Origin of the sequence: Pseudomonas syringae pv. coryli str. NCPPB 4273 (genome assembly GCF_000972175.1) — a bacterium.
GTDB classification, from domain to species: Bacteria; Pseudomonadota; Gammaproteobacteria; order Pseudomonadales; family Pseudomonadaceae; genus Aquipseudomonas; species Aquipseudomonas syringae.
Genome location: NZ_AWQP01000046.1, coordinates 33,972 through 55,833, shown reverse-complemented (window position 1 = coordinate 55,833; position 21,862 = coordinate 33,972). Strand labels below are relative to the sequence as shown.

Here is a 21,862-nt window from a genome sequence, read left to right as displayed (position 1 = left end):
GTTTTGCCGCGAAATTCTTGGTGTTGTTGATGGTTGACTGACACTTTTGTCAGCTAGACGCGAGCGCCACGGTAAACAAGGCTGTGTCATGACCACTGGAGCGCCGGACATGACCGAGCAACCCTTCTCCCTTCTACGCAACCTGGCCCGAACCGGGAACGACACGCACGAACATGGCGATGACACGTTACCGTTCATCAACGCGATGGAAAAACTTAACATCCATTCAGTGTTCGATATCGTACGGCGCTCCAAAAGCGCTTTTGTTCACGAACTCTCGCGTATCAGTGATGCTGATGCAGCGCTCGCCTATGAAAACGCTCGCTGTTACGCCACCCAGATCGTGCGCCTGTATCGCAATCAACTGCTGTCCTCAGGCCGAACCCAACAGCTGACGCGGCGCACCGGCGTGCGTTCGCTGGTAGACATCGGGCCTGGCTTCCCTAATCTGTTCAAGGAGAACTGGGACCTGTTTTGCAAGGTGGGTACAATCGAGGCCAAGGATTCGCCAGTGGCGTACCTGACGTCCTTGTACCGCTTTGCGCTGGAACAGCTGGAAGGCAGCGTGGCGGAACCGAGCCGAATCAAACTCGATGAACGACGGCCTGACCTCAAGGATCTGTTGATCGATCAACAAAGCACCTTCACGCCAGTGCCTACGCTGCATATCGTCAATCAGGTGTTAAGTAAAGCCATCAACGCCTACGTGGACACGGTGCCTGAAGACAAGGGCAAGACTATTTACCAATTGGTGGCCGAGAAACAACACCCGTTTCAGTTTCCTTACAACTTTCACTTTCAACAGATCAGCCTTGGGCTTGACGGGAAGAAACCAACGCTAGGCGAGCTGAATTACCGCGTCAGCCTTGAAGTTCCAACCACGTCAGGGTACGGCAGTGACTATGGGAAAGTGCAGCACTCCAGTGCCATTGCACAGGTGCTGATGAGCGGAGCAGGCCCGGAGCAACAGGCAATCGTGCTTGAACCTGCCTTATCCAGTCAGGCAAACGCCGACACGTCGGCAGACCTGACCCGCCAGTTCTTCAAAACGAAATACAACGTTGATTACGTCGACGACGCCAGCAATCCTTTGAATAATCTGAACGTCTTCCTGGAGAAGACGGGTCTGGACAGCGACGGAGTCGAAGCCCTTCTTGCCATCGGCAGCCACACGGCCTATGCCTCTCCCAACATCCTGTCAGCGGGACACACCGCGGATGAAGACTCCCCACGCGAGGCAAGTCTGACAGCAATCAAGGCTCGATTCGGAGCTGGCTACGTCAATGGCCCGACCACTCAGCCGGCAATGGCTCTGAACAAGGATGAATACGGCATTGAGCGGCTGGTCAACACCAGCGTGGACCGCTTCGACCGCCTGCAACGCATGATCCGTTTGCAGCGCTGGACGGGCATTCCTTTTACAGCGCTGGACACGTTGGTCATGGCGGTCATTCGCTCCGGAGGCGCCGTGAACCTTCAGATGGTGCTGACGGAAAATACGCTACGCGCACTGGGAACCTATCGGTATCTGAACAAACGTTACGGCCTCGCGCCGGAAGAGTTTGCAGTCTTTGTTCACCAGATGCCCGGCGAGGCAAACGACGGACGCTTGCCGATGTTCGACCGGGTATTCAATAACCCTGCATTGTTCGATACCCCGCTGGTGTTGGATGGGTCGATTCTCGACCTCGATCAGGACAGTAGCGAGCACGTCAAAGCTCGCGCTCAATTGAGCCGAGCCTTGCATTTATCCAGCACTCATGAGGGCCTGAGGCAGCTGGCCATCGATGTTCGCGAACTGATTGGTAACGCGCCCACTGACTTCAGACTCAACTTGAGCATGATCTCTTCGCTGTACCGCCAAGCCCGCATTGCTTCGATGTTCGGTCTGACCACCGCGCAATGCCGGGCATTGATCGACCTGCTAGGCTCTCTGTCTTTTCGGAAAAAGGTGGTCTCAGGTCAACTCGACGACACCGAACCGGACGTGCTCGATATCCTGATGCACCTGGACTGGGCAGTCACATGGCTCGAAGCGTCTGATCGAGACGTCACCACACTGCGACGTCAGGCAGGCTGGGACATGACCGAAACAACAGTCACGCAGGAGCTGACTGTTCAGCTTGAGCAATTAACCAATGATGCGCGCCTGGCTGTAGTGAACAGCGACCAGCTGGCATCCCTTGACTTGCCAAGCAAGGATGACCAAAACAACACCATCAATTGGTGGTTAATCCTCTCTTACCTGATCGACGAATCAGGGCTGGTCAGGACTCTGCCGCTGCACGAGGAACCCGCGGTCAGCATCCGTCGCACCCTGCATGAACGCTTGTCCTCCATAGACATCGCGGAACCCCTTGCAAGCGAAGTCGAAGCCAGACTTGCAACGTTCGTATTGAACGGCTATCGGAATCAACATCGGCTGGTGGAAGAACTGTTGCTGACCCTCACCGGTTTGCCGCCGGACCGTTGCGAGCCGGTGATACGTTGGGCAGGCAGCGACGTAAGCAAGTTTCTCGCTGCGTTACTTTGGGATAATGGCGTCATTGAGACACTCTCGACGCTGATTCGCTATTCAGAAGTCAGCCAGCAACTGGGGCTGAGCGCCCGGGCACTGCGCACTTTTTTGATCAATCCAAGCTGGCTGTACGCAGGCTCAGAAGGCCAGTTTTATCTCTCACCGAACAGTCTGTATTTGCTCGACCGTTACAGCAACTGGCGCGACCACTGCGGTTACCCGGAGGAAGCGCTGCTCGAGTATTTCAAGCAAGCCAATGACCCGCAGCGAGACGCTACACAATGTGCTGCGCGGCTGGCGTCACTGACAGGCTGGACGTCATCTGAAGTGCTGGCCGCAAACGCATTGCTGACCGGGTCAGATCGTATCGCTTCCAGCATGCACGAGGTGGACTGGTTAAGCCGGATGCACAGCGCCAGTGACGTCACCGGCCTTTCGGCAAGACAATTACTGTCGGCTACTGACCTGACAGCGACCAGCACGGCCTCGCACTGGAAGTCCGTAGGCGAAGCCGTGATAGCCGCCAACCGTTAAGCCGTGAGCATTAACCTGTTCAATGCCATGGAGGCCTGATCATGTCCGATACCCTTGAAAGCCGGCTCAACGAATCCTTCCGCGATGCGCTGGTGGCTTACTATCTGAGTGAGGTCGTACCCAACGACCCTATGCTGAAGCGCCTGGGCCTGGACCAGCGCTTGAAAACCGCCAATGACCTGTATGAGTTTTTTCTGCTCGACAATCAGGTCAGCAATGAAGTCCAGACTAGCTATGTCGCATCGGCAATGAGCAGCCTGCAGCAGCTCATCAATGGCACGTTACTGGGCATGGAGCCGGGCTATGAAACGCTGCTGCCGACCGAAGCGCGCTTTGTCGAGTGGCGTGAACGCAGCAGTCAATACCCGATCTGGGCGGCCAATATGCAATTGGCACTGTATCCGGAAATCTATATTTCTCCGGCATTGCGCTTGAAGAAATCCGGCTACTTCACGCAACTGGAAAACGACATCAATCAGAACAGGATCAATATCGACACGGCGCAAGATGCGGTAAAAGCCTATCTGGCCAGTTTTGAAGAAGTCGCCAACCTGACGATCATCAACGGCTACATCGACAGCGACCGATTCGCAGAAGGCAAGTATTACTTTATCGGCAAGTCGCGCGCCGAGAATATTTATTATTGGCGCACCGTAGACATGAATGAGCGCGCCTACAAAGAAGGGACTGAAGGGCCGAAATACGATAACCCGACACCCGGTGCCTGGTCCGACTGGAAGCGGGCCGAGATCGGCATCAATGCCAATACACTGGAAAGAACCATTCGCCCGGTGTATTTCAACAACCGGTTGTTTGTGACGTGGGTGGACCTGGTTCACGTGACCGAACAGGTAGCGGTTACGCTGCGCGAAGGTACGGTTAAGCCAGGCGCCGATGGCAGTATCCCCATCACCCCACCGGCTGACATCGCGCCATTGACGGTAATCACACCCAATGTGCGTCTGGTGTTGAATATTTCCTATAAAAAATATGACGACTCCTGGAGTGCGCCACAAATCTACATGGACGTGACAACACCCAATGTCTTCACCCGGGCAGGCAAGGCAGTCAACCTTGAGAACGACCTGAACAATATTTCGATCTTCGATGTATCGGCCTCCCCGGAATCACTGTTTATCGCGATGTATGCGGGTGAAACGCTGGCGCCTGGTGACACCGATGGCTCAACGTCGACGTATGCCTTTCTGCACACGGCCTTTATCGACAAGAATTTCAACAAAACACCAGCTTTTCCAGTTGCGAACCACGTAGACGCCGTTTCCGACAAGGCAGATCTGGGTCTGGAGCAACCTCGCGTGCGCAAGACCTGCTGGGCATTTGCTTTAAAGAACAAGGGGAATTTTCAGTTTACGTGGAGCTTGTATATCAGGCTAAAACCACCCCTGACAACGTCTCCAAACAATGGCGACACCTGGTGGGACTACCAAGACCATCAGGAAGCAATAGCCCAGATGACCGGTGTCTATGCACCCCGCCTGGACCTTGAAAACTCCACAATAAAATTAAGCACTGCAATAAACAAGGACATCCTCATTAATGGTACTACTAAAACCACACTCATATTGACTGAGCCAGCCAGCCAGTGGACGTTTGAGTTCATAACGAAACCCGACGATCTCGACATCTACCATGAAAACTTTATATTACAGAACGGCTCAAACTTAAAAATCGAATCAACCGGAGGCTATTGGGGCGACCTGTCGCTGAACCTGTATAGCGCTGTAGCCGCCCCCCCCTCAAGTACCACTTTCCTTCGCAACCAACACAATAGTTATTACCGTATAGAACGATATACCACCGACTGGAACCTTAGAGGCGGCAAACTGAAGGTGGGCGCTGTCGAGCTAATGTCTTTGGCGGCAACCGACCCGGAGGTCATATCCTGGGCACTCATAGCACTTATACAAGGCGAAACTTCATATAATCTGTATCCCTCTGCACACGTAGGGCCTCACTACACTGACACGCTTTCTTTCGCCCAATCGTTCAGTTACCCATTGGATATGAACGTCCCCCACAACAACTCGCAAAAGCAGCTGACCGCACGACCTCCGACCAGCAGCATTACAGCACCGAGCCGTTACGAAACAATCATTACATTCGATAAATCCACGCTTCTGCCAAATCTTCCGCAAACCCAATTCATCAGCGGATCGAAAAAGTTTTACATCACCCACGGCTTTGCCGTAAACACGCTAGTTCCCCCTGCCTGGATCGGTAACGCCCTCAAATCCACCGAAATAGAGCTGGAGTGGACAACCGCTGATGGGGGCGACCCTATCGCGCCCAAAATCAGCAAACGCATCAACGCCATTCTGGGGATCGCCGAATACATCGATTTCTCCACCTCCAGCATTCGGTTCAGCGACAACTCCACAATCGATACCCGCGACCCGATCCGCATGAACACGCTGTTCGCCCGCGAGTTGATCAACAAGGCCAACATTGCGCTCGAAGCCTTGTTGTCCTGGGACACCCAGCAGCTACAGGAACCGCCCATCGATGATGACACCATCGCTGACCTGATGGACTTCAAAGGCGCCAACGGCCTGTACTTCTGGGAGCTGTTTCTGCATCTGCCGTTCATGATTTCCCATCGCCTGAACCTGGAACAACGCTTCACCGATGCCGAACGCTGGCTCGGGTTCATCTTCGACCCGGGCCGTAAAAAAACAGGCGACGCACCGGCTTACTGGAACGTTCGACCTCTGGTGGAGATACCGGACCCGGATTACTTTCTGCGCGCCCCTATCGACCCGGACGGCATCGCGGCAAGCGACCCGGTGCGCTATCAGAAAGCGGTGTATTTCCATTACATCAAAAACCTTATCGACCGCGGCGACATGGCCTATCGGCAATTGACGCCCGACAGTCTGGGCGAAGCCAAGCTGTGGTACGTGCGTATTCTCGATCTGCTCGGGCCGCGCCCGGATGTGAAACTGACCAGCCAATGGACGCCGATGGCACTGGGCGATCTGGCAGCGTCCACCAGTCCGGGACTGCGGGCTTTCGAGCAGCAGCTTGTCGAGCAGGAACAACAGGTACGTACCAGCGCCGCCGCCAACGATGGCAAAGCCACTGTCAGTTTCAGCCAACCGTCCCTGCGCTTGAGCACCTTCGGCAGCGACCCGACATTGAACGAGGAGGACAGCGATCACTTCATCCTCCCGATGAATTCGGAGCTGGTCAAATACTGGGACATGCTTGAAACGCGCCTGTACAACCTGCGCCACAACCTCACCCTGGACGGCAAGCCACTGTCGCTGCCGCTGTTCGCCGCGCCGCTGGACCCACGGGCGCTGCTCGCAGCCTACGCCAATGGCGCAACCGAGGGCGGTGCGGGGAGCTTGCTGGCTCAGGAAACACCGCACTATCGCTACCCGGTCATGTTCGCCAGAGCCAGCGCGGCCGTGGAGACCCTTATCCAGTTCGGCTTCACCTTGCTGTCTATCATCGAGCGCAAGGAGCAAGGGCAGTTGATGGAACTGCAACAGCAGCAGGTCTGGGAGTTCGCCCAGTACGCCATTGACCTGCAGCTTGAGGCGCAAAAAGTCGAAGTTCAGGCACGCAAGGCATTGGAGGCCAGCAAGGCCGTGATTGATGCCCGAGCCAGTTTTTACGGCCAACTGGCGGCTGAAAATGTCAGTGCAGGGGAAGTCGCAGTGGGCCGCGAGCTACTCGCTGCACGGATTGCTGAAGGGAATGCCAACACATCAAACGTTGCGGCTTCAGCCTTGAAAGTGGCCCCTAATCATGCGGGCTTTCATGCCGGTGCGACAGGCGGCATGGCTGTCGGCGCTGCGGCAGGAGGTGCTGTCGGGGGCTTCCGCCTGGAAGGCGTGCTGGAAATGGTCGCCGTCGCATTTCATGCCTCCGCCGCTCAGCATACGTCTATCGGCCAGGCACTGGAACGCGCGGAATCCTTCCGTCGGCGCCTCCAGGAATGGGAACACGCGCGCGATCAGGCCTTGCTCGAGTCCGAACAGATCACCTTGCAACTGACTGTCCACGACGCCCAGACCCGCGTTACCGCCTTGCAACTGCGTCAGGCTCAGGAAGCCAAAAAACAGGCCGAGACTGTCTATGCATTTCTCAACAAGCGCTTCACCAACAGCCAGCTCTATCAATGGCTCAATGGGCAGTTCTCGACCTTCTACTACCAGGCCTATGACGCCACGTTCTCACTGTGCCTGGCGACGCAAGCCTGCTGGCAGTATGAAATTGCCGACTACTCGGCCTCCTTCATCCAGCCCGCGGCCTGGAAGGATGCCTGGCGCGGCCTGACTGCGGGTGAGGCCCTGAAACTGAATCTGCTGCGCATGGACGCGGCTTACCTGGCCCGCAACGAGCGCAAAATGGAGATCGTCAAAACGGTTTCGGTGCGCCAGCTGCCAGAAGCAGAGGGAGATGATACCGGGATCAATCACGGCTGGGATGCAGTGGTCGAGCGCCTGGCGCAAGACGGGATTGCCGAGTTCGAAATCACCCGAGCCATGCTTGACGAGGATTACCCGGACCACTACCTACGGCGCATCAAGCGCATCAGTGTGTCGGTGCCAGCCACGGTCGGGCCTTATCAGGACATCCGCGCCACCCTGACCCAGTCGTACAGCGCGGTGCAGATGGACGCACAGTCCGACGGGCCGCTCAAAGAAAACCTGCGTGCCAGCCAGCAGATCGCCTTGTCTACCGGCGTGGACGATGACGGCTTGTTCGTTTTCAACTTCGACGATGAGCGCTATCTGCCGTTTGAGGGCACCGGTGCGATATCGCGCTGGACACTGAGCTTTTCCAACCCGGCATCGCAGCGCGACATGATCGACTCGATCACCGACATCATCGTGCACATGCGCTACACGGCGAAAAGTCGTTAACCGACAGGGAGCAAGCGTCATGGAAGCTCAATCGCAATCGCAGAATCAATCGCCGCAGTCTCTCCAGCCGGCTGTTGCCACCCCGTCATTACCCAAAGGCGGTGGCGCGATTCAAAGCATCGGCAAGGGCTGGGGATCCGTTGGTACCAGCGGCGCAGCGTCACTGGAAGTCGCTCTGCCGATCAGTCCGGGACGCGGTTACGCACCCGCCCTGTCGCTGAGTTATCAGAGCACTTCCGGCAACGGAGTGTTCGGACTTGGCTGGAACCTGAACACCAGCAAAGTCGCGCGTCGTGCCAGCAAAGGCGTACCGATCTACACCGACGATGACCTCATTTTCGGCCCCGGAGGCGATGTCTGCCTGCCCGAACGTGACGACAGCGGCGCGCTGGTTTCGACTCAGGTCAGCCGCTACAACGGCCATGATTTGAATGCGACTTATCAGGTGGTGCGTTACTTCAGCCGAGTCGAAGGGGCCTTTGCGCGCATCGAGCATTGGCGCGTAGACATTGCAGATCCCGGCTTCTGGCTGATCCACGGCGCCGACGGCAGCCTGAACCTTTATGGCAGGAGGACCTCATCGCGCATTGCCGACCCGGCAGACATGAATCGGGTTGCCGAATGGTTGCTGGATGAAAGCATGAATGCCGTTGGCGAACACATCCTCTATGAATACAAGCCCGAAGACCATCAGGGCCTGGCGGAGGATCACCCGAGAGACTTCCGCGCCCAACGCTACCTGAGCCGGGTTCGCTACGGCAACGCCAAGGCGCACCCCGTACTTTACCTGTGGCAGGAAGATTCGCTGGACGATTTGTTGTGGCATTTCGACCTGATATTCGACTATGACCAGCGCGACACCCGCAGTGACCCGCCCCCCGAATACGACGAGCAATTTACCTGGCCGGTGCGCAGTGATCCGCATTCTAGTTTCGCCTATGGTTTTGAGCTGGGTAATCTGCGCCTGTGCCGGCAGGTCTTGATGTTCCATCACTTCCCGAATGAACTCGGAGAAGCCCCGCTGCTGACCCGGCGACTGCTGCTGGAGCACCTTCAGACAACGCTCGGCTACAACCTGCTGAGCGCGGCGCATTCGCAGGCATGGGATGGCACGGACTGGCGGCGCGTCGATCAGCAACCTCCTGTGCAATTTCAATACACCGATTTCAGTCTCGAGTCGGGCATCTACACGCCGCTGGAGCCCATGGCCGGCCTGAATGACGGCCAGCAATACCAGTTGGTCGATCTGTATGGCGACGGCTTGCCCGGCATTCTGTACCGAGACGACAAGGCCTGGCTTTATCGCGAACCGGTCCGTGATACCGCTGGCGGCGCGGACGCCGTTGCCTACGGAGCCAGTGAATGGTTACCGCGCATCCCGACGGCTGATTCAGCCACACCGGTACGTCAGACCCTCACGGATCTGACCGGCGACGGGCGGCTGGACTGGGTAGTCGCCCAGCCGGGAATGGCCGGATTCTTTACCCTCAACCCTGATCGAAGCTGGTCGAAATACGCCACGTTCTCGGCTTTTCCTGCAGAGTTTTTCCACCCGCAAGACCAAATGGCGGATCTGGTCGGCGACGGGTTGTCGGATCTGGCCTTGATCGGGCCGCGCAGCGTTCGCCTGTACGCCAACCGTCGAGCCGATGGATTCGCCGCAGCAACGGACATTCCTCACGACGAGGATCGCCTGCCATTGCTCAGCGACAGTTCCACTGAACTCGTGGCGTTCAGCGACCTGCTGGGCACAGGGCAACAACACCTGATCCGTATCCGGCACAACGAAATCCGCGTCTGGCCAAACCTGGGCCGAGGCCGGTTCGGCAAGGGCCAGTTGTTTGCCACCCTGCCCTACACCTATGAGGCCTTTGATTCGAGCTTGGTGCGGCTGGCCGACCTGGACGGTTCAGGTGCCAGTGACGTGCTGTACCTGCAAACCGATGGCTTTCAGGTCTTCATGAACCGGGGCGGCAACGGTCTGGCCGCGCCCTTCGATCAGCGCTGGCCGGAGGGCGTGCGTTATGACCGGTTCTGCCAGTTCAGTGCGGTCGATCTGCTGGGCCTCGGTTTCTCCAGTCTGGTACTGACCGTACCGCACATGGCGCCACGGCACTGGAGCCTTTACTACGCGGCGGACCGGGCCGGCTCGGTGCGCAAACCTTATTTGCTGAAGGCCTCGGACAACAATCTCGGCGCTGCCGGCGAAGTCAGCTATCGCAGTTCGGCGCAGGAATGGCTGGACGAAAAAAACGAGCTGCGGGCCGCAGGCAGCGTTGCTGTCTCGGAATTACCGTTCCCGGTTCATGTGGTCGTCAGGCAAACCATGCAGGACAAGGTCACTGGCAATACGCTGACTCAGTTGTTCCGCTATCGGCAGGGTTTCTATGACCCTCGCGAGCGCGAGTTTCGCGGCTTTGGCCTGCTCCTGCAGACCGACACCGAAACGTCGTCGCAGGATCAGGAAGACTTTACCGCTCCGGTATTGAACAAGACCTGGTTCCACACCGGACGCTATCCTGCCAGACCCTGCACCGACCACGACCGCAGCGACCCACTGGCACGCTTGCCCGGCGAGCATGTGTTGTCCCGACTCGACGCCGCAACCCAGACAGAGCTGCCAATAACGGACGCGGATGACGCGACCTTGCAGGAAATGGCGCGAGCGCTGAGCGGCTCGGTACTGCGCAGCGAAGTCTTTGGACTCGACGCCAGTCAACGTCCCACAGTGCTGTATTCGACCCAGTCCTGCCGCTACCTGGTTCGCCAACTGCAGGCATTGAGCGCACATCGACCCTACGCGTCGATGCTGCCACTGAGCCTGGAAGTCATCACCTATCGTTACGAGGCCGAGGAACTGGAGGACCCGATGTGCGAACACAGCCTGAACCTGGCGTGGGACCGCTACGGCTCGACGCTCCACTCAGTCAGCGTCAACTATGCCCGGCGCAAGAAACCGGGTGACGCGCCACCCTTTGCGGACCCTCACCAGCAACAATGGTGGGAGGCGTCACACGACGACGCCCAGCAACAGTCCTGCCTGAATGAAATGCACGCCGAAGCAATCCACCTGGACAGCCCGCAGAGCTGGCGTCTGGGGCTGCCTTACCGCACACGCGGCGACGCCATGCTCATTCCGGCAAGCGCCTTGACGCCTGAGCAGATCAGCTACGAACAGTTCGCCGATCCGTCCGGGCCCTTCGCAACCTTGCCGCGTACGCTCACCAGTCTGTCGGTGCAACGCTACATCGGTTGCGGCGATGGCGAGGCGACCTTTCAGGCGCTGGCTGACGCCGTTGAAACGGCAGAACTGGATGATCATGCACTGAGCGCCTACGAGCGGGTCATGGACAGCGTCACTCTGGCCGAAAAACTCGTCGAGATCGGTTATCAGCAAATGCCAAGCTTTCTGCCAGCAGACAGCCTGAATCTATGGTCGGTAAAACGCGGCTTCGCCACTTACGCCGGTCAGGAGCACTTCTTTCATCCTACTCAGTTCAGGCCCACGCGCAGTCACGGCTGGAGTCTCGTCGAATACGACGCCTACCATCTGTTCGCGACTCGCATCACTGACCCGGCAGGCTGCGTCACTACCGCTGAATACGATTATCGTGTGCTGCAACCAAAACGAATCATCGACCCCAATCAGAACAGTCAGGAAGCTGATTACGACGCCTTCGGCAGAGTATGGGCAACCAGCTTTTACGGCAAGGAACTGGGTGAGGCAGTCGGTTTTCCTCCACTCAATCGCGCCGGGCATTATTGGGCTTCTGCCGGCGAGGTAGCGCTGCAACCCGAATACGCTCTGGGCAGGCAAGCCAGCGCGCTCTATTACGACGGCAACACGGCTCTGGGGCAGGTCCACATCCCGCTGGCCACCGCTGCCCTCGTGGCAGACCGCTACCCGGAAGACCTGGACAGGCAGATCCGCGTCAGCATGGCGTCGATAGACGGCTTCGGTCGCACGCTGCAAACCCGTCAAAAGGTAGAGGACGGCAACGCCTATTCAGTCGATGAATGGGGCAATCTCGAACTGGTCGACGGTAAGCCGAAAATTGTCCACGCATCACCGCGCTGGCGTGTCAGTGAACGTGTGGAATACAACAATAAAGGCCTGGCGGTGCGCGTTTACCGGCCGTATTTCGCCAACAGTCATCTGTATGTGAACGACGCATCGATACGCTCACAAAACATCGTCGACAAACAGTTCTACGACCCGCTGGGGCGTCCGACCATCACAATCACCGCCAAAGGCTGGATGCGCCGACAGACCTATCGGGTCTGGTACACCATCAGTGAGGACGAAAACGATACGGCCGAGGAAGTGCTGACCGCGAGAAAGGCAGCCGAGCGTGGTTAATAGCGCGGTACATTCCCATACGCCGGAACTGCTCGTTTCCGAGGTTCGTGGGCTGGTCGTGCGCCAGGTCCTCTTACATCGAACCGAAGCCGCAGAAGCCGCCGCAATGCGGGTTACCAGGCAGCGTTTCGACCCGGCAGGCAGAATGATCGCCGCCACTGACCCACGTCTGGCCGACGCCAACCGGAGCACTGTCTACAGCCTTGGCGGCAACGCGTTGGCCACCGAGAGTGTCGATGCCGGCTGGCGAGTTGCGCTGTTCGGCGAGGCTGGCCAGGTCTTGCACGGCTGGGATGGTCGCGGCACCGAGAGGCAGCTCGAGTACGACCTGCTGTTACGCCTGAGAAATATCATCGAACAGAATCGCTTCGCGGAGCGGTTCACCTATGGCCAGACAGATGCGGCAGGACACAACCAGTGCAATCAACTGGTCCGCCATGACGATACGGCGGGCTCGCGCTTGCTGCAGGATTACAGCCTGCATGGCTCGGTACTCAGCGAAACACGACATTTCATGCTCGCCGCAGAAGCAGCTGACTGGCCATCAGCCGAGCCTGATCGTAATGAGCTGCTGGAGCCGGCCGGCCTTCAGACCTGTCGCGTTTTCAACGCACAAGGTGAAGTGCTGACGCAGACTGATGCCAGTGGTAATAGCCAGCTTTCAACTTATAGCCTCGCTGGACAGCTGCACAGCACAGACCTGATATTGAACGGCAGCATGCATGTGCTGACGCTGGTCAGCGCGATTCGCTATAACGCCTTCAATCAGGTCGAACAGGAAACAGCGGGCAATGCTGTAGTCAGCCTTTACACCTATGATCAGCAGGACGGCAGGCTGATCGGGCTGAGCGCGATCTCTGCTGACGGCACGCTGCTGCAGCAACTCGATTACAGCTATGACCCGGTGGGCAATATCCTGCTCGTCAACGATGCCTCGCAACCAGACCGGTATTGCAACAATCAGCTTATCGAACCGATCAGCCGTTACCGTTACGACACGTTGTATCAGTTGATCGAAGCCACGGGTCGGGAGGTCAGAAACGGGGCCAGCCATGGTCCGGCGCTACCCGGTCTGCAACCTCTGCCGACGCTCGATCCTTGCCAGGTCAGCAACTACAGACAGAATTACAGCTACGACGCAGCGGGCAATCTGCTGCAAATGCGCCACGAAGGCGCACACAACTTCACCCGCAACATGCACGTTGCCCCGGACAGCAACCGCAGCCTGCCCGACGATGACGGGGATGTGGATTTCGCCACGAGTTTTGATGCCAACGGCAATCTGCTGCAGTTGGTGCGTGGCCAGACCTTGTACTGGGACGTACGTAATCAACTTGCCCTGGTCACCCTGCTGCAGCGTAAAGACGCACCGAATGATGAACAGCGTTACGTCTATGACGGCCAGGGTCAGCGCTGCCGCAAGATCAGTACTGCTCAGGCGTCAGGCCGCTTGCTTATCAACGAAGTGCGCTACCTGCCGGGGTTGGAAATTCGTACTACGGCCGATGGAGAAACTCTCCACGTCGTTACCGCTCAGGCGGGTCGCAACAGCGTACGGGTGTTGCACTGGGAGGCAGGAAAACCGGGCGCTGTTGAGAACGATCAGGTGCGTTACAGCCTGGGCGATCATCTGGGCTCGAGCACGCTGGAGCTTGATCAACAAGGCGGTTTGATCAGCCAGGAAAGTTATTATCCGTTCGGCGGTACGGCCTGGTGGGCGGCGCGCAGTGCAGTGGAAGCCAAGTACAAGACCGTGTGTTATTCAGGCAAGGAGCGTGATGCCAGCGGGCTTTATTACTATGGGTTCAGGTATTACGCGCCATGGCTGCAGCGATGGATCAATCCGGATCCGGCGGGAGATGTGGATGGGTTGAATCTGTTCGGCTTTGTTGGCAACAACCCACTCAACTTATTTGACCCCGACGGTCAGAACAGTCAAAAGGCCAGGGCGCGCTGGTTGACGGCGATGGATAGCCTGCGCGAGCAAAGGGATACGAACGACGTGAGTGTCAGAACGTTTGCGCCAGGCATAATCGGCGTGAGTATCCAGGGCACCAATGAAACCTTCGCGCAAATAGGAATGGGGTTACCCAGAGCGTTTAAAGGCCAGCGAGAACTTACTTACCTGTCCATCGACTCTACCTACCAGAGCAAGGTTTCAGGAGGCAGCTACCCCTTCGCTATAAAGTCCGTGTCCGGCGCTTCTATTTATATAGAGTCAGAAGTACCTGGCAGTAGTCACCTGGCATACATAAATGGCGGCTTCTATAACTTTAAGGGTAAAGTCTCACCATCAGATCCGACACACGCCGCGGTTGGGAAGTTGTTCATGGGTGGCGAGGAGGAAGCATCTGTCAGCATTCCAAGGCATTACGAAAAAGATTACGTTGCGCTGACCATGGGGGATGGCTCCACTCTTCACTCGGCACCACTGCTGTCTACCGGGGGAGAAGTGGCTTTCACCGAAAACGATCTTGAGCAGGAAAGGTTTCAATATGGACCGGCCACATCAGGGCCGGGCCAATTAGGTCATGCCAACACGCCCAATCCACGTTCGGGTATCAGCTTTCCGGTAGTTTTCGACGGATCTTCGAGAACGCGTCTGGCCGTCGGGTCAGGCGGAAGCAGAACCCAGGAGTCCGGAGCTTACACGATGCCGGAATGGGCGAAGATCATGTTAAGGCTGGACAAACTGAACGCCACACCCGGATGGTCTGCCAATCTCGACGGCGGCGATAGGGCGGCGCTGGGGATAGTCTCTCGTTCAGGCGAAATCATCATGGATCAATCGGCCAGAGGCAACCCTCGGCGAGGAATAGGTAACTTCCTGACTTTTTATAAATCCAGTTTTCCAGGGTGATCCTTGTTGCTGACGGTGAAATCAACTCTCCCAGGAGAACATGATGAACAATACCTTGCACCAACACACACCTGATGTAAGAGCCGTTGACCCAAGAGGACTGGCAATCGGCAATATCGCTTATTGGCGAAGCGAGGCGCAGCAAGCGATGGAGCGCCGTATTACCCGGAAGACTTACAACGCTGCGGGCCATGTGAGCACGCAAAGAGATCCACGACTTGATGCGCCAAACCTGACAACAACTTACGGCCTTTCGGGGCAGCCGATACTGACCGACAGTGTGGACGCCCACTGGCGGCTGATGCTATTGGGCGAAGCAGGTCAGACCATCAGCGGCTGGGACAGTAACGCCAATCAGCGTCATTTTGAGTACGATCAGTTGCTGCGCCCTGTTTCGGTTACCGAGCAGCATCAGGTCGTTGAGCGTTTTGCCTATGGCGGACCTGATTCAGCCAGCCATAACTTATGCGGTCGGCTATCGCGCCATGACGACACCGCCGGTACAAGCCTGTACCCGGACCATGGCCTGAGCGGCAAAGTACTTAATCAACATAGATATTTCTTACGAGTATCAGTGACGCCGGACTGGCCGCTGGTCGAAGCCGAGCGCGATGCCTTGCTTGAGCCTGCGGGCCTGCAAACCCGCTGGGGCTTCAATGCGCTGGGCGAAGTGCTCGTGCAGACTGATGCCATGGGCAACACGCAGGCCTTTGGCATGACCTTCGCCGGGCAGTTGAAAGCGGCTGAACTGAAATTGGCCGGTACGTCGTCGCCGCAGACACTGGTCAATGAAATTCATTACAACGCCTTCAATCAGGTCGAGCAGGAGACTGCCGGCAACGGCGTGGTCAGCCGTTATGTCTATGATCAGCAGGACGGCCGACTAGCTGAGCTCAGCACGCTATCTGCGGATGGCACGCGGTTGCAAAAACTCGATTACAGCTATGACCCGGTGGGCAATGTCCTGCTGGTCAACGATGCGTCCCAGCCAGACCGGTATTGCGACAACCAGCTTATCGAACCGATCAGCCGTTACCGTTACGACACGTTGTATCAGTTGATCGAAGCCACGGGGCGGGAGGTCAGAAACGGGGCCAGCCATGGCCCCGCGTTGCCCGGTCTGCAACCTCTGCCAGCGCTTGATCCATGCCAGGTCAGCAACTACACACAGAATTACAGCTACGACGCAGCGGGCAATCTGCTGCAAATGCGTCACGAAGGCGCACACAACTTCACCCGCAACATGCACGTTGATCCCGACAGCAATCGCAGCCTGCCCGACGATGACGGGGATGTGGATTTCGCCACGAGCTTTGATGCCAATGGCAATCTGCTGCAACTGGTTCGCGGGCAGGTTATGGGTTGGAATGCGCGTAATCAACTTGCTCTTGTCACTCTGCTGCAGCGTAAAGACGCAGCGAGCGATGAAGAGCGTTATGTCTATGACGGCCAGGGTCAGCGCTGCCGCAAGATCAGTACTGCTCAGGCGTCAGGCCGCTTGCTTATCAACGAAGTGCGCTACCTGCCGGGGCTGGAAATCCGCACCACAGCCGATGGCGAAACCCTCCACGTCGTTACCGCTCAGGCGGGTCGCAACAGCGTGCGGGTGTTGCACTGGGAAGCTGGAAAACCGGGCTCTATTGCGAACGATCAGGTGCGTTACAGCTTGGGTGATCATCTGGGCTCGAGCACGCTGGAACTGGATCAACAAGGTGGCCTGATCAGCCAGGAAAGTTATTATCCGTTCGGCGGCACGGCCTGGTGGGCGGCGCGTAGTGCAGTGGAGGCCAAGTACAAGACCGTGCGTTATTCAGGCAAGGAGCGCGATGCCAGCGGGCTTTATTACTACGGCTTGAGGTACTACGCGCCGTGGCTGCAGCGGTGGATCAATCCAGATCCGGCGGGGGATGTGGATGGTTTGAATCTGTACGGGTACGTAAAAAACAGTCCAATCACCTATTACGACAGGTTGGGATATATGGGGAAGCACGCGCTTGAGTCTCAGACATCATCCGCTCGTCGAAAACCGATAACCTCAAATACCTATGCGCTTGAAAATCAAGATGCGAGACCTGGTGTTTTGTGGGGCGATCAAGAGCAATTCCTCGGACCTGTGTACACAATACCAGACAGATATCTTGTTTCCGGATTGGAAGAAAGATTGGCCGCAGTTGATAAACGTTCCGGCGAGGCGACCGCTATCGTAGCGACGATGTTTGACCATAACAGCAGCTTCGCATACGACCCCTACACCATAGAATCAAAGCATCTTCAAAAAGAGGACGACTTCCTCAACGACTACGCGCCCAACGAATGGACCTTTCGTTCAAATTACAAAAGAAGCGGAAGCAATGACTATCATGCCAATGACGTAGTCCGATACCAGTATAAAACCATTGCCCAAAAAACAAATACCCATGGTGTTTTACCTTCGGTTATAAAAAATAGCTTCGTCGTGAATAATGAGACGTTGACGAAAACTTCGACAATAGAAAACAAAACTCCGGAAATGCTACAGACTTTTCTTCAGGAAACGCCCAACGGCAAGCGAACTCAACGAGTACTTGACGACTTTGGCATGGAGGCTTTATGGGTTGATCGGCAGGGGGACTCAGAATTCCCCTTCGCTGACTTTATTGTTGCTGTACGCCCTAAACAGCAATCATATAGCCAGACTGGCTTTTACTAGGGAAACGATGGGGAAGACTTCCAAATTTGGTAGAACGTCTGATCTCAATCACCGAGACGCCTGATGAAGCAGATGACCTTCACCGAAGCCGAATACGCTGCCTGGAAAGTTTCTCCAGGTCAGTATCAGGTTGGTAAAAGGACGTTTAAACATGAACGAAGCTACGCATGCCCACACACCAACGCTGGCAGTGACAGACCCACGATCGCTCACCGTGCGTAGCATCGCCTTACTACGTCAGGACTCAAACCAAGCCGCCGATGAGCGCGTGACGCATCAGACATACGATGTGGCGGGACGTATCATCGCTCAGCGAGACACACGCCTGAGCAGCGATGCGTTGCCCACTATCAGCACACTGCATTCGCTTTCCGGCCTTCCTTTGCTGACCAACAGCGTCGATGCTGGCTGGCAGCTCGTCTTGGCGGGCGAAGCAGCTCAAAGATTGGCGAGCTGGGACGGCCGTGGCAGTGAGCGAAATATTGAGTACGACGTTAGGTTGCGTCCCTTGGCCATCATTGAACAAGGTCGGGTCGTTGAGCGCTTTAGTTATGGCGACAGGGACGTAACGATCGGGCATAACCAATGCAATCAACTCGTCCGACATGACGATACGGCGGGCACACGCTTTTTCCCGGACTACGCATTGCAGGGGGCGTTGCTGACCGAGGCGCGGCAATTCCTTTTGTCGCTCGACGTGCCGGACTGGCCGGTCGCCGAAGCCGAGCGCGATGCCTTGCTTGAGCCGGCTCCGTTGCAAAGTCGGTGGAGATTCAATGCACTGGGCGAAGTCCGCGAGCAAGCCGATGCCATGGGTAACCGGCAGGTGTTCAGCCGGACCATTGCCGGGCAATCGAAGACACTGGGCCTTATGCAAGCAGGCATTTCACAGCCGCAGGCATTGCTTGTCGATACCCGTTACAACGCTTTCAATCAAGTCGAACAGGAAACAGCGGGCAATGGCGTAGTCAGCCTTTACACCTATGATCAGCAGGACGGCAGGCTGATCGGGCTGAGCGCGATCTCTGCTGACGGCACGCTGCTGCAGCAACTCAATTACAGCTATGACCCGGTGGGCAATATCCTGCTCGTCAATGACGCGTCCCAACCAGACCGGTATTGCGACAACCAGCTTATCGAACCGATCAGCCGTTACCGTTACGACACGGTGTATCAGTTGATCGAAGCCACTGGCCGGGAGGTCAGAAACGGGGCCAGCCATGGTCCGGCGCTGCCCGGTCTGCAACCTCTGCCGACGCTCGATCCTTGCCAGGTCAGCAACTACAGACAGAATTACAGCTACGACGCAGCGGGCAATCTGCTGCAAATGCGTCACGAAGGCGCACACAACTTCACCCGCAACATGCACGTTGCCCCGGACAGCAATCGCAGCCTGCCCGACGATGACGGGGATGTGGATTTCGCTACGAGTTTTGATGCCAACGGCAATCTGCTGCAACTGGTTCGCGGGCAGGTTATGGGTTGGGATGCGCGTAATCAACTTGCTCTTGTTACTCTGCTGCAGCGTAAAGACGCAGCGAGCGATGAAGAGCGTTATGTCTATGACGGCCAGGGTCAGCGCTGCCGCAAGATAAGTACTGCTCAGGCGTCAGGCCGCTTGCTTATCAACGAAGTGCGCTACCTGCCAGGACTGGAAATCCGGACCACGGCCGATGGAGAAACCCTCCACGTCGTTACCGCTCAGGCGGGTCGCAACAGTGTGCGGGTGTTGCATTGGGGGGCTGGAAAACCGGGCGCTGTTGAGAACGATCAGGTGCGTTACAGCCTGAGTGATCACCTCGGGTCAAGCACGCTGGAACTGGATCAGCAAGGCGGCCTGATCAGTCAGGAAAGTTATTATCCGTTCGGCGGTACGGCCTGGTGGGCGGCGCGCAGTGCAGTGGAAGCCAAGTACAAGACCGTGCGTTATTCAGGCAAGGAGCGCGATGCCAGCGGGCTTTATTATTACGGGTACAGGTATTACGCGCCGTGGTTGCAGCGGTGGATCAATCCGGATCCGGCGGGGGATGTAGATGGACTCAACCCTTTTACGTTCGTGAGAAATAACCCTATGTCAAAAAATGACCATTCAGGGCTCGTGTCTTACAACGTAACCGGACTGGAAGAACGCCTTGAGCAGGCGAGAAAAAAGTCGTCCGACCACTACCGATTTATTGAAAGCAACCTACGTCACAAGATGGGAATACCTGGATTTGGAGACTACTCCATAGGTTCCAGACAAGCGCGACCGGGCTCAAAAGCCAGCGAGTTTGTGAATACCTACACGCCCGACGAATGGACCTTTCACATGAATTACAACCGTTCAGACGGCCAGCGCGTGTACTACGCCAATGAGGTTGCCGTTACGCAGTACACGAAGGTTGCCGAGCAACACGGGTTTTTCGGCCAACTTCCAAGCCGGATAATCAGGGAAAATATTTCGAACGAGGAAACACTCCGGACATTGAGTCGCCATGACAGCGCCGCGCCAGACTTCAAGGAGGTTTTTTTCTCGGAAACGCTTAACGGCAAAACCACTAAACGAATCCTGGAAGATTTTGGATTAGCAGCCATACGAGTGGACAAAGTTTTCAAAGGCAATCAACTGGACATTCATATTCACGTTGAACCCGAAAAGACGTCTGCAATGCAGTCAAACGAGCATGAGCCAGTTGCGAGTCAAGGCGCACCGCCCCCCTTGCCCACCTCAAAGCCACCCGTTTTGAGTCAAGGATTGCAGCACACCTTCGCTGATACCGAAGATACGCCACCGCCTCTGCCATTGACTGCACCTCCACAACGGCTTCGCAAAAGCAGCGCGTCGAGTTTTGCCATGTTCCGTAGCGCTCAGTTACGCTGATCCAGCAAGTTCACCACCAGCCGGTCGATCCAGCCCCACAAGCGCTGCTTGACCCGTCGCCACAGCGGTCTGGCCTTCCAGTCTGCCAGCGTGGTTTCGGCGCTCAGGGCGAAGTCTTTTTCGAAGCTGGCGACCACGTCGCGAGTCAGTCCGGGGTCGAGGGCTTCGAGGTTGGCTTCCAGATTGAAGCGCAGGTTCCAGTGATCGAAGTTGCACGAGCCGAGACTCACCCAGTCGTCGATCAGGACCATTTTCAGGTGCAGAAAGCAGGGCTGGTATTCAAACACCTTGACCCCGGCGCGTAACAGGCGCGGGTAGTAGCGTTGACCGGCATAGCGTACGGACGGGTGATCGGTGCGCGGCCCGGTCAGCAGCAAACGCACATCAACGCCACGCGCCGCAGCCCTGCGCAAAGAGCGGCGAACTTTCCAGGTGGGCAGAAAGTAAGGAGTTGCCAGCCAGATCCGCTTTTGCCCGGTGTTCAGCGCACGCACCAGCGATTGCAGAATGTCGCGGTGCTGGCGGGAATCGGCATACGCCACGCGGCCCAGCCCCTCGCCGGTTGTCGGGGCCTTGGGCAGATGATCAAGGCCGAAGTTTTCTTTCGGACGCCAGGCGAAACGCCGGGCGTTGGCGTGGAACTGCCGGTTGAACAGCGCCTGCCAGTCAATCACCAGCGGCCCGGTGATTTCGACCATCACTTCGTGCCACTGGCTGGCGTCCTTGTCCGGCTCCCAGAACTCGTCGGTCACACCGGTGCCGCCCACCACGGCCAAGGCCTTGTCCACCACCAGCAGTTTGCGATGGTCGCGGTAGAAGTTGCGCACGCCGCGCCGCCAGTGGATCGGATTGTAGAAACGCAGAATCACACCGGCATCGGTCAGTTGCTTGCGCAGGCCGGCGTCGAAGGCTTTTGAACCGAAGTCATCGAACAGGCAGCGCACGATCACGCCACGCCTGCCCGCCTCGACCAGCGCGCGCACGATGGCGTCGGCGCAGGCCCCGGCTTCGACCAGGTACAACTCCAGATCGACCTGCTGCTCGGCGCGATCAATGGCTGCGATCATGCGCGGGAAGAACGCAGGACCGTCGATCAGCAATTGAAAGCGGTTGTTTTCACGCCACGGAAAAATCGCACCGTTCATA

The 21,862-nt window shown here is 57.0% G+C and carries 7 protein-coding genes; 6 read left to right on the top strand and 1 reads right to left on the bottom strand.

Translation table 11 applies throughout. The features are described 5' to 3' along the window. Positions 1-88: 88 nt before the first annotated feature. The 6 genes from P406_RS18665 (at position 89) to P406_RS18640 (ending at position 20,716) form a co-directional block, all read left to right on the top strand. Positions 89-3,052, top strand: coding sequence for a Tc toxin subunit A (locus P406_RS18665; protein WP_235810412.1), 2,964 nt, complete (start codon positions 89-91; stop codon positions 3,050-3,052). Between the two features lie 41 nt (positions 3,053-3,093). Further along, positions 3,094-7,947: a Tc toxin subunit A-related protein gene (locus P406_RS18660; RefSeq protein ID WP_046236979.1), complete on the top strand. Its 4,854-nt coding sequence runs from the start codon at positions 3,094-3,096 to the stop codon at positions 7,945-7,947. Positions 7,948-7,966: 19 nt separating this feature from the next. After that, positions 7,967-12,307: a SpvB/TcaC N-terminal domain-containing protein gene (locus P406_RS18655; protein ID WP_046236978.1), complete on the top strand. Its 4,341-nt coding sequence runs from the start codon at positions 7,967-7,969 to the stop codon at positions 12,305-12,307. Beyond that, positions 12,300-15,167, top strand: a complete 2,868-nt coding sequence (locus tag P406_RS18650; protein WP_082100857.1) for an RHS repeat domain-containing protein — start codon at positions 12,300-12,302, stop codon at positions 15,165-15,167. The genes P406_RS18655 and P406_RS18650 overlap by 8 nt, the downstream gene beginning before the upstream one ends. A 43-nt stretch (positions 15,168-15,210) precedes the next feature. Beyond that, on the top strand, positions 15,211-17,856 hold the full coding sequence (locus tag P406_RS18645; RefSeq protein ID WP_046236977.1) for an RHS repeat domain-containing protein: 2,646 nt from the start codon (positions 15,211-15,213) through the stop codon (positions 17,854-17,856). A gap of 151 nt (positions 17,857-18,007) precedes the next feature. After that, positions 18,008-20,716 carry an RHS repeat domain-containing protein gene (locus tag P406_RS18640; RefSeq protein ID WP_082100856.1) on the top strand — a complete coding sequence of 903 codons (2,709 nt, stop codon included), beginning with the start codon at positions 18,008-18,010 and terminating at the stop codon, positions 20,714-20,716. Here the strand turns inward: P406_RS18640 and P406_RS18635 are convergent. After that, on the bottom strand, positions 20,704-21,861 hold the full coding sequence (locus P406_RS18635) for a phospholipase D-like domain-containing protein (protein WP_024638319.1): 1,158 nt from the start codon (positions 21,859-21,861) through the stop codon (positions 20,704-20,706). The genes P406_RS18640 and P406_RS18635 overlap by 13 nt on opposite strands. Position 21,862 lies beyond the last annotated feature (1 nt).

Bases quoted from the DNA above. Each gene is read 5' to 3' on its own strand.
- P406_RS18665 (WP_235810412.1), top strand. From the start codon at position 89: ATGACCACTGGAGCGCCGGACATGACCGAGCAACCCTTCTCCCTTCTA.
- P406_RS18660 (WP_046236979.1), top strand. From the start codon at position 3,094: ATGTCCGATACCCTTGAAAGCCGGCTCAACGAATCCTTCCGCGATGCG.
- P406_RS18655 (WP_046236978.1), top strand. From the start codon at position 7,967: ATGGAAGCTCAATCGCAATCGCAGAATCAATCGCCGCAGTCTCTCCAG.
- P406_RS18645 (WP_046236977.1), top strand. From the start codon at position 15,211: ATGAACAATACCTTGCACCAACACACACCTGATGTAAGAGCCGTTGAC.
- P406_RS18640 (WP_082100856.1), top strand. From the start codon at position 18,008: ATGAACGAAGCTACGCATGCCCACACACCAACGCTGGCAGTGACAGAC.
- P406_RS18635 (WP_024638319.1), bottom strand. From the start codon at position 21,861: ATGAACGGTGCGATTTTTCCGTGGCGTGAAAACAACCGCTTTCAATTG.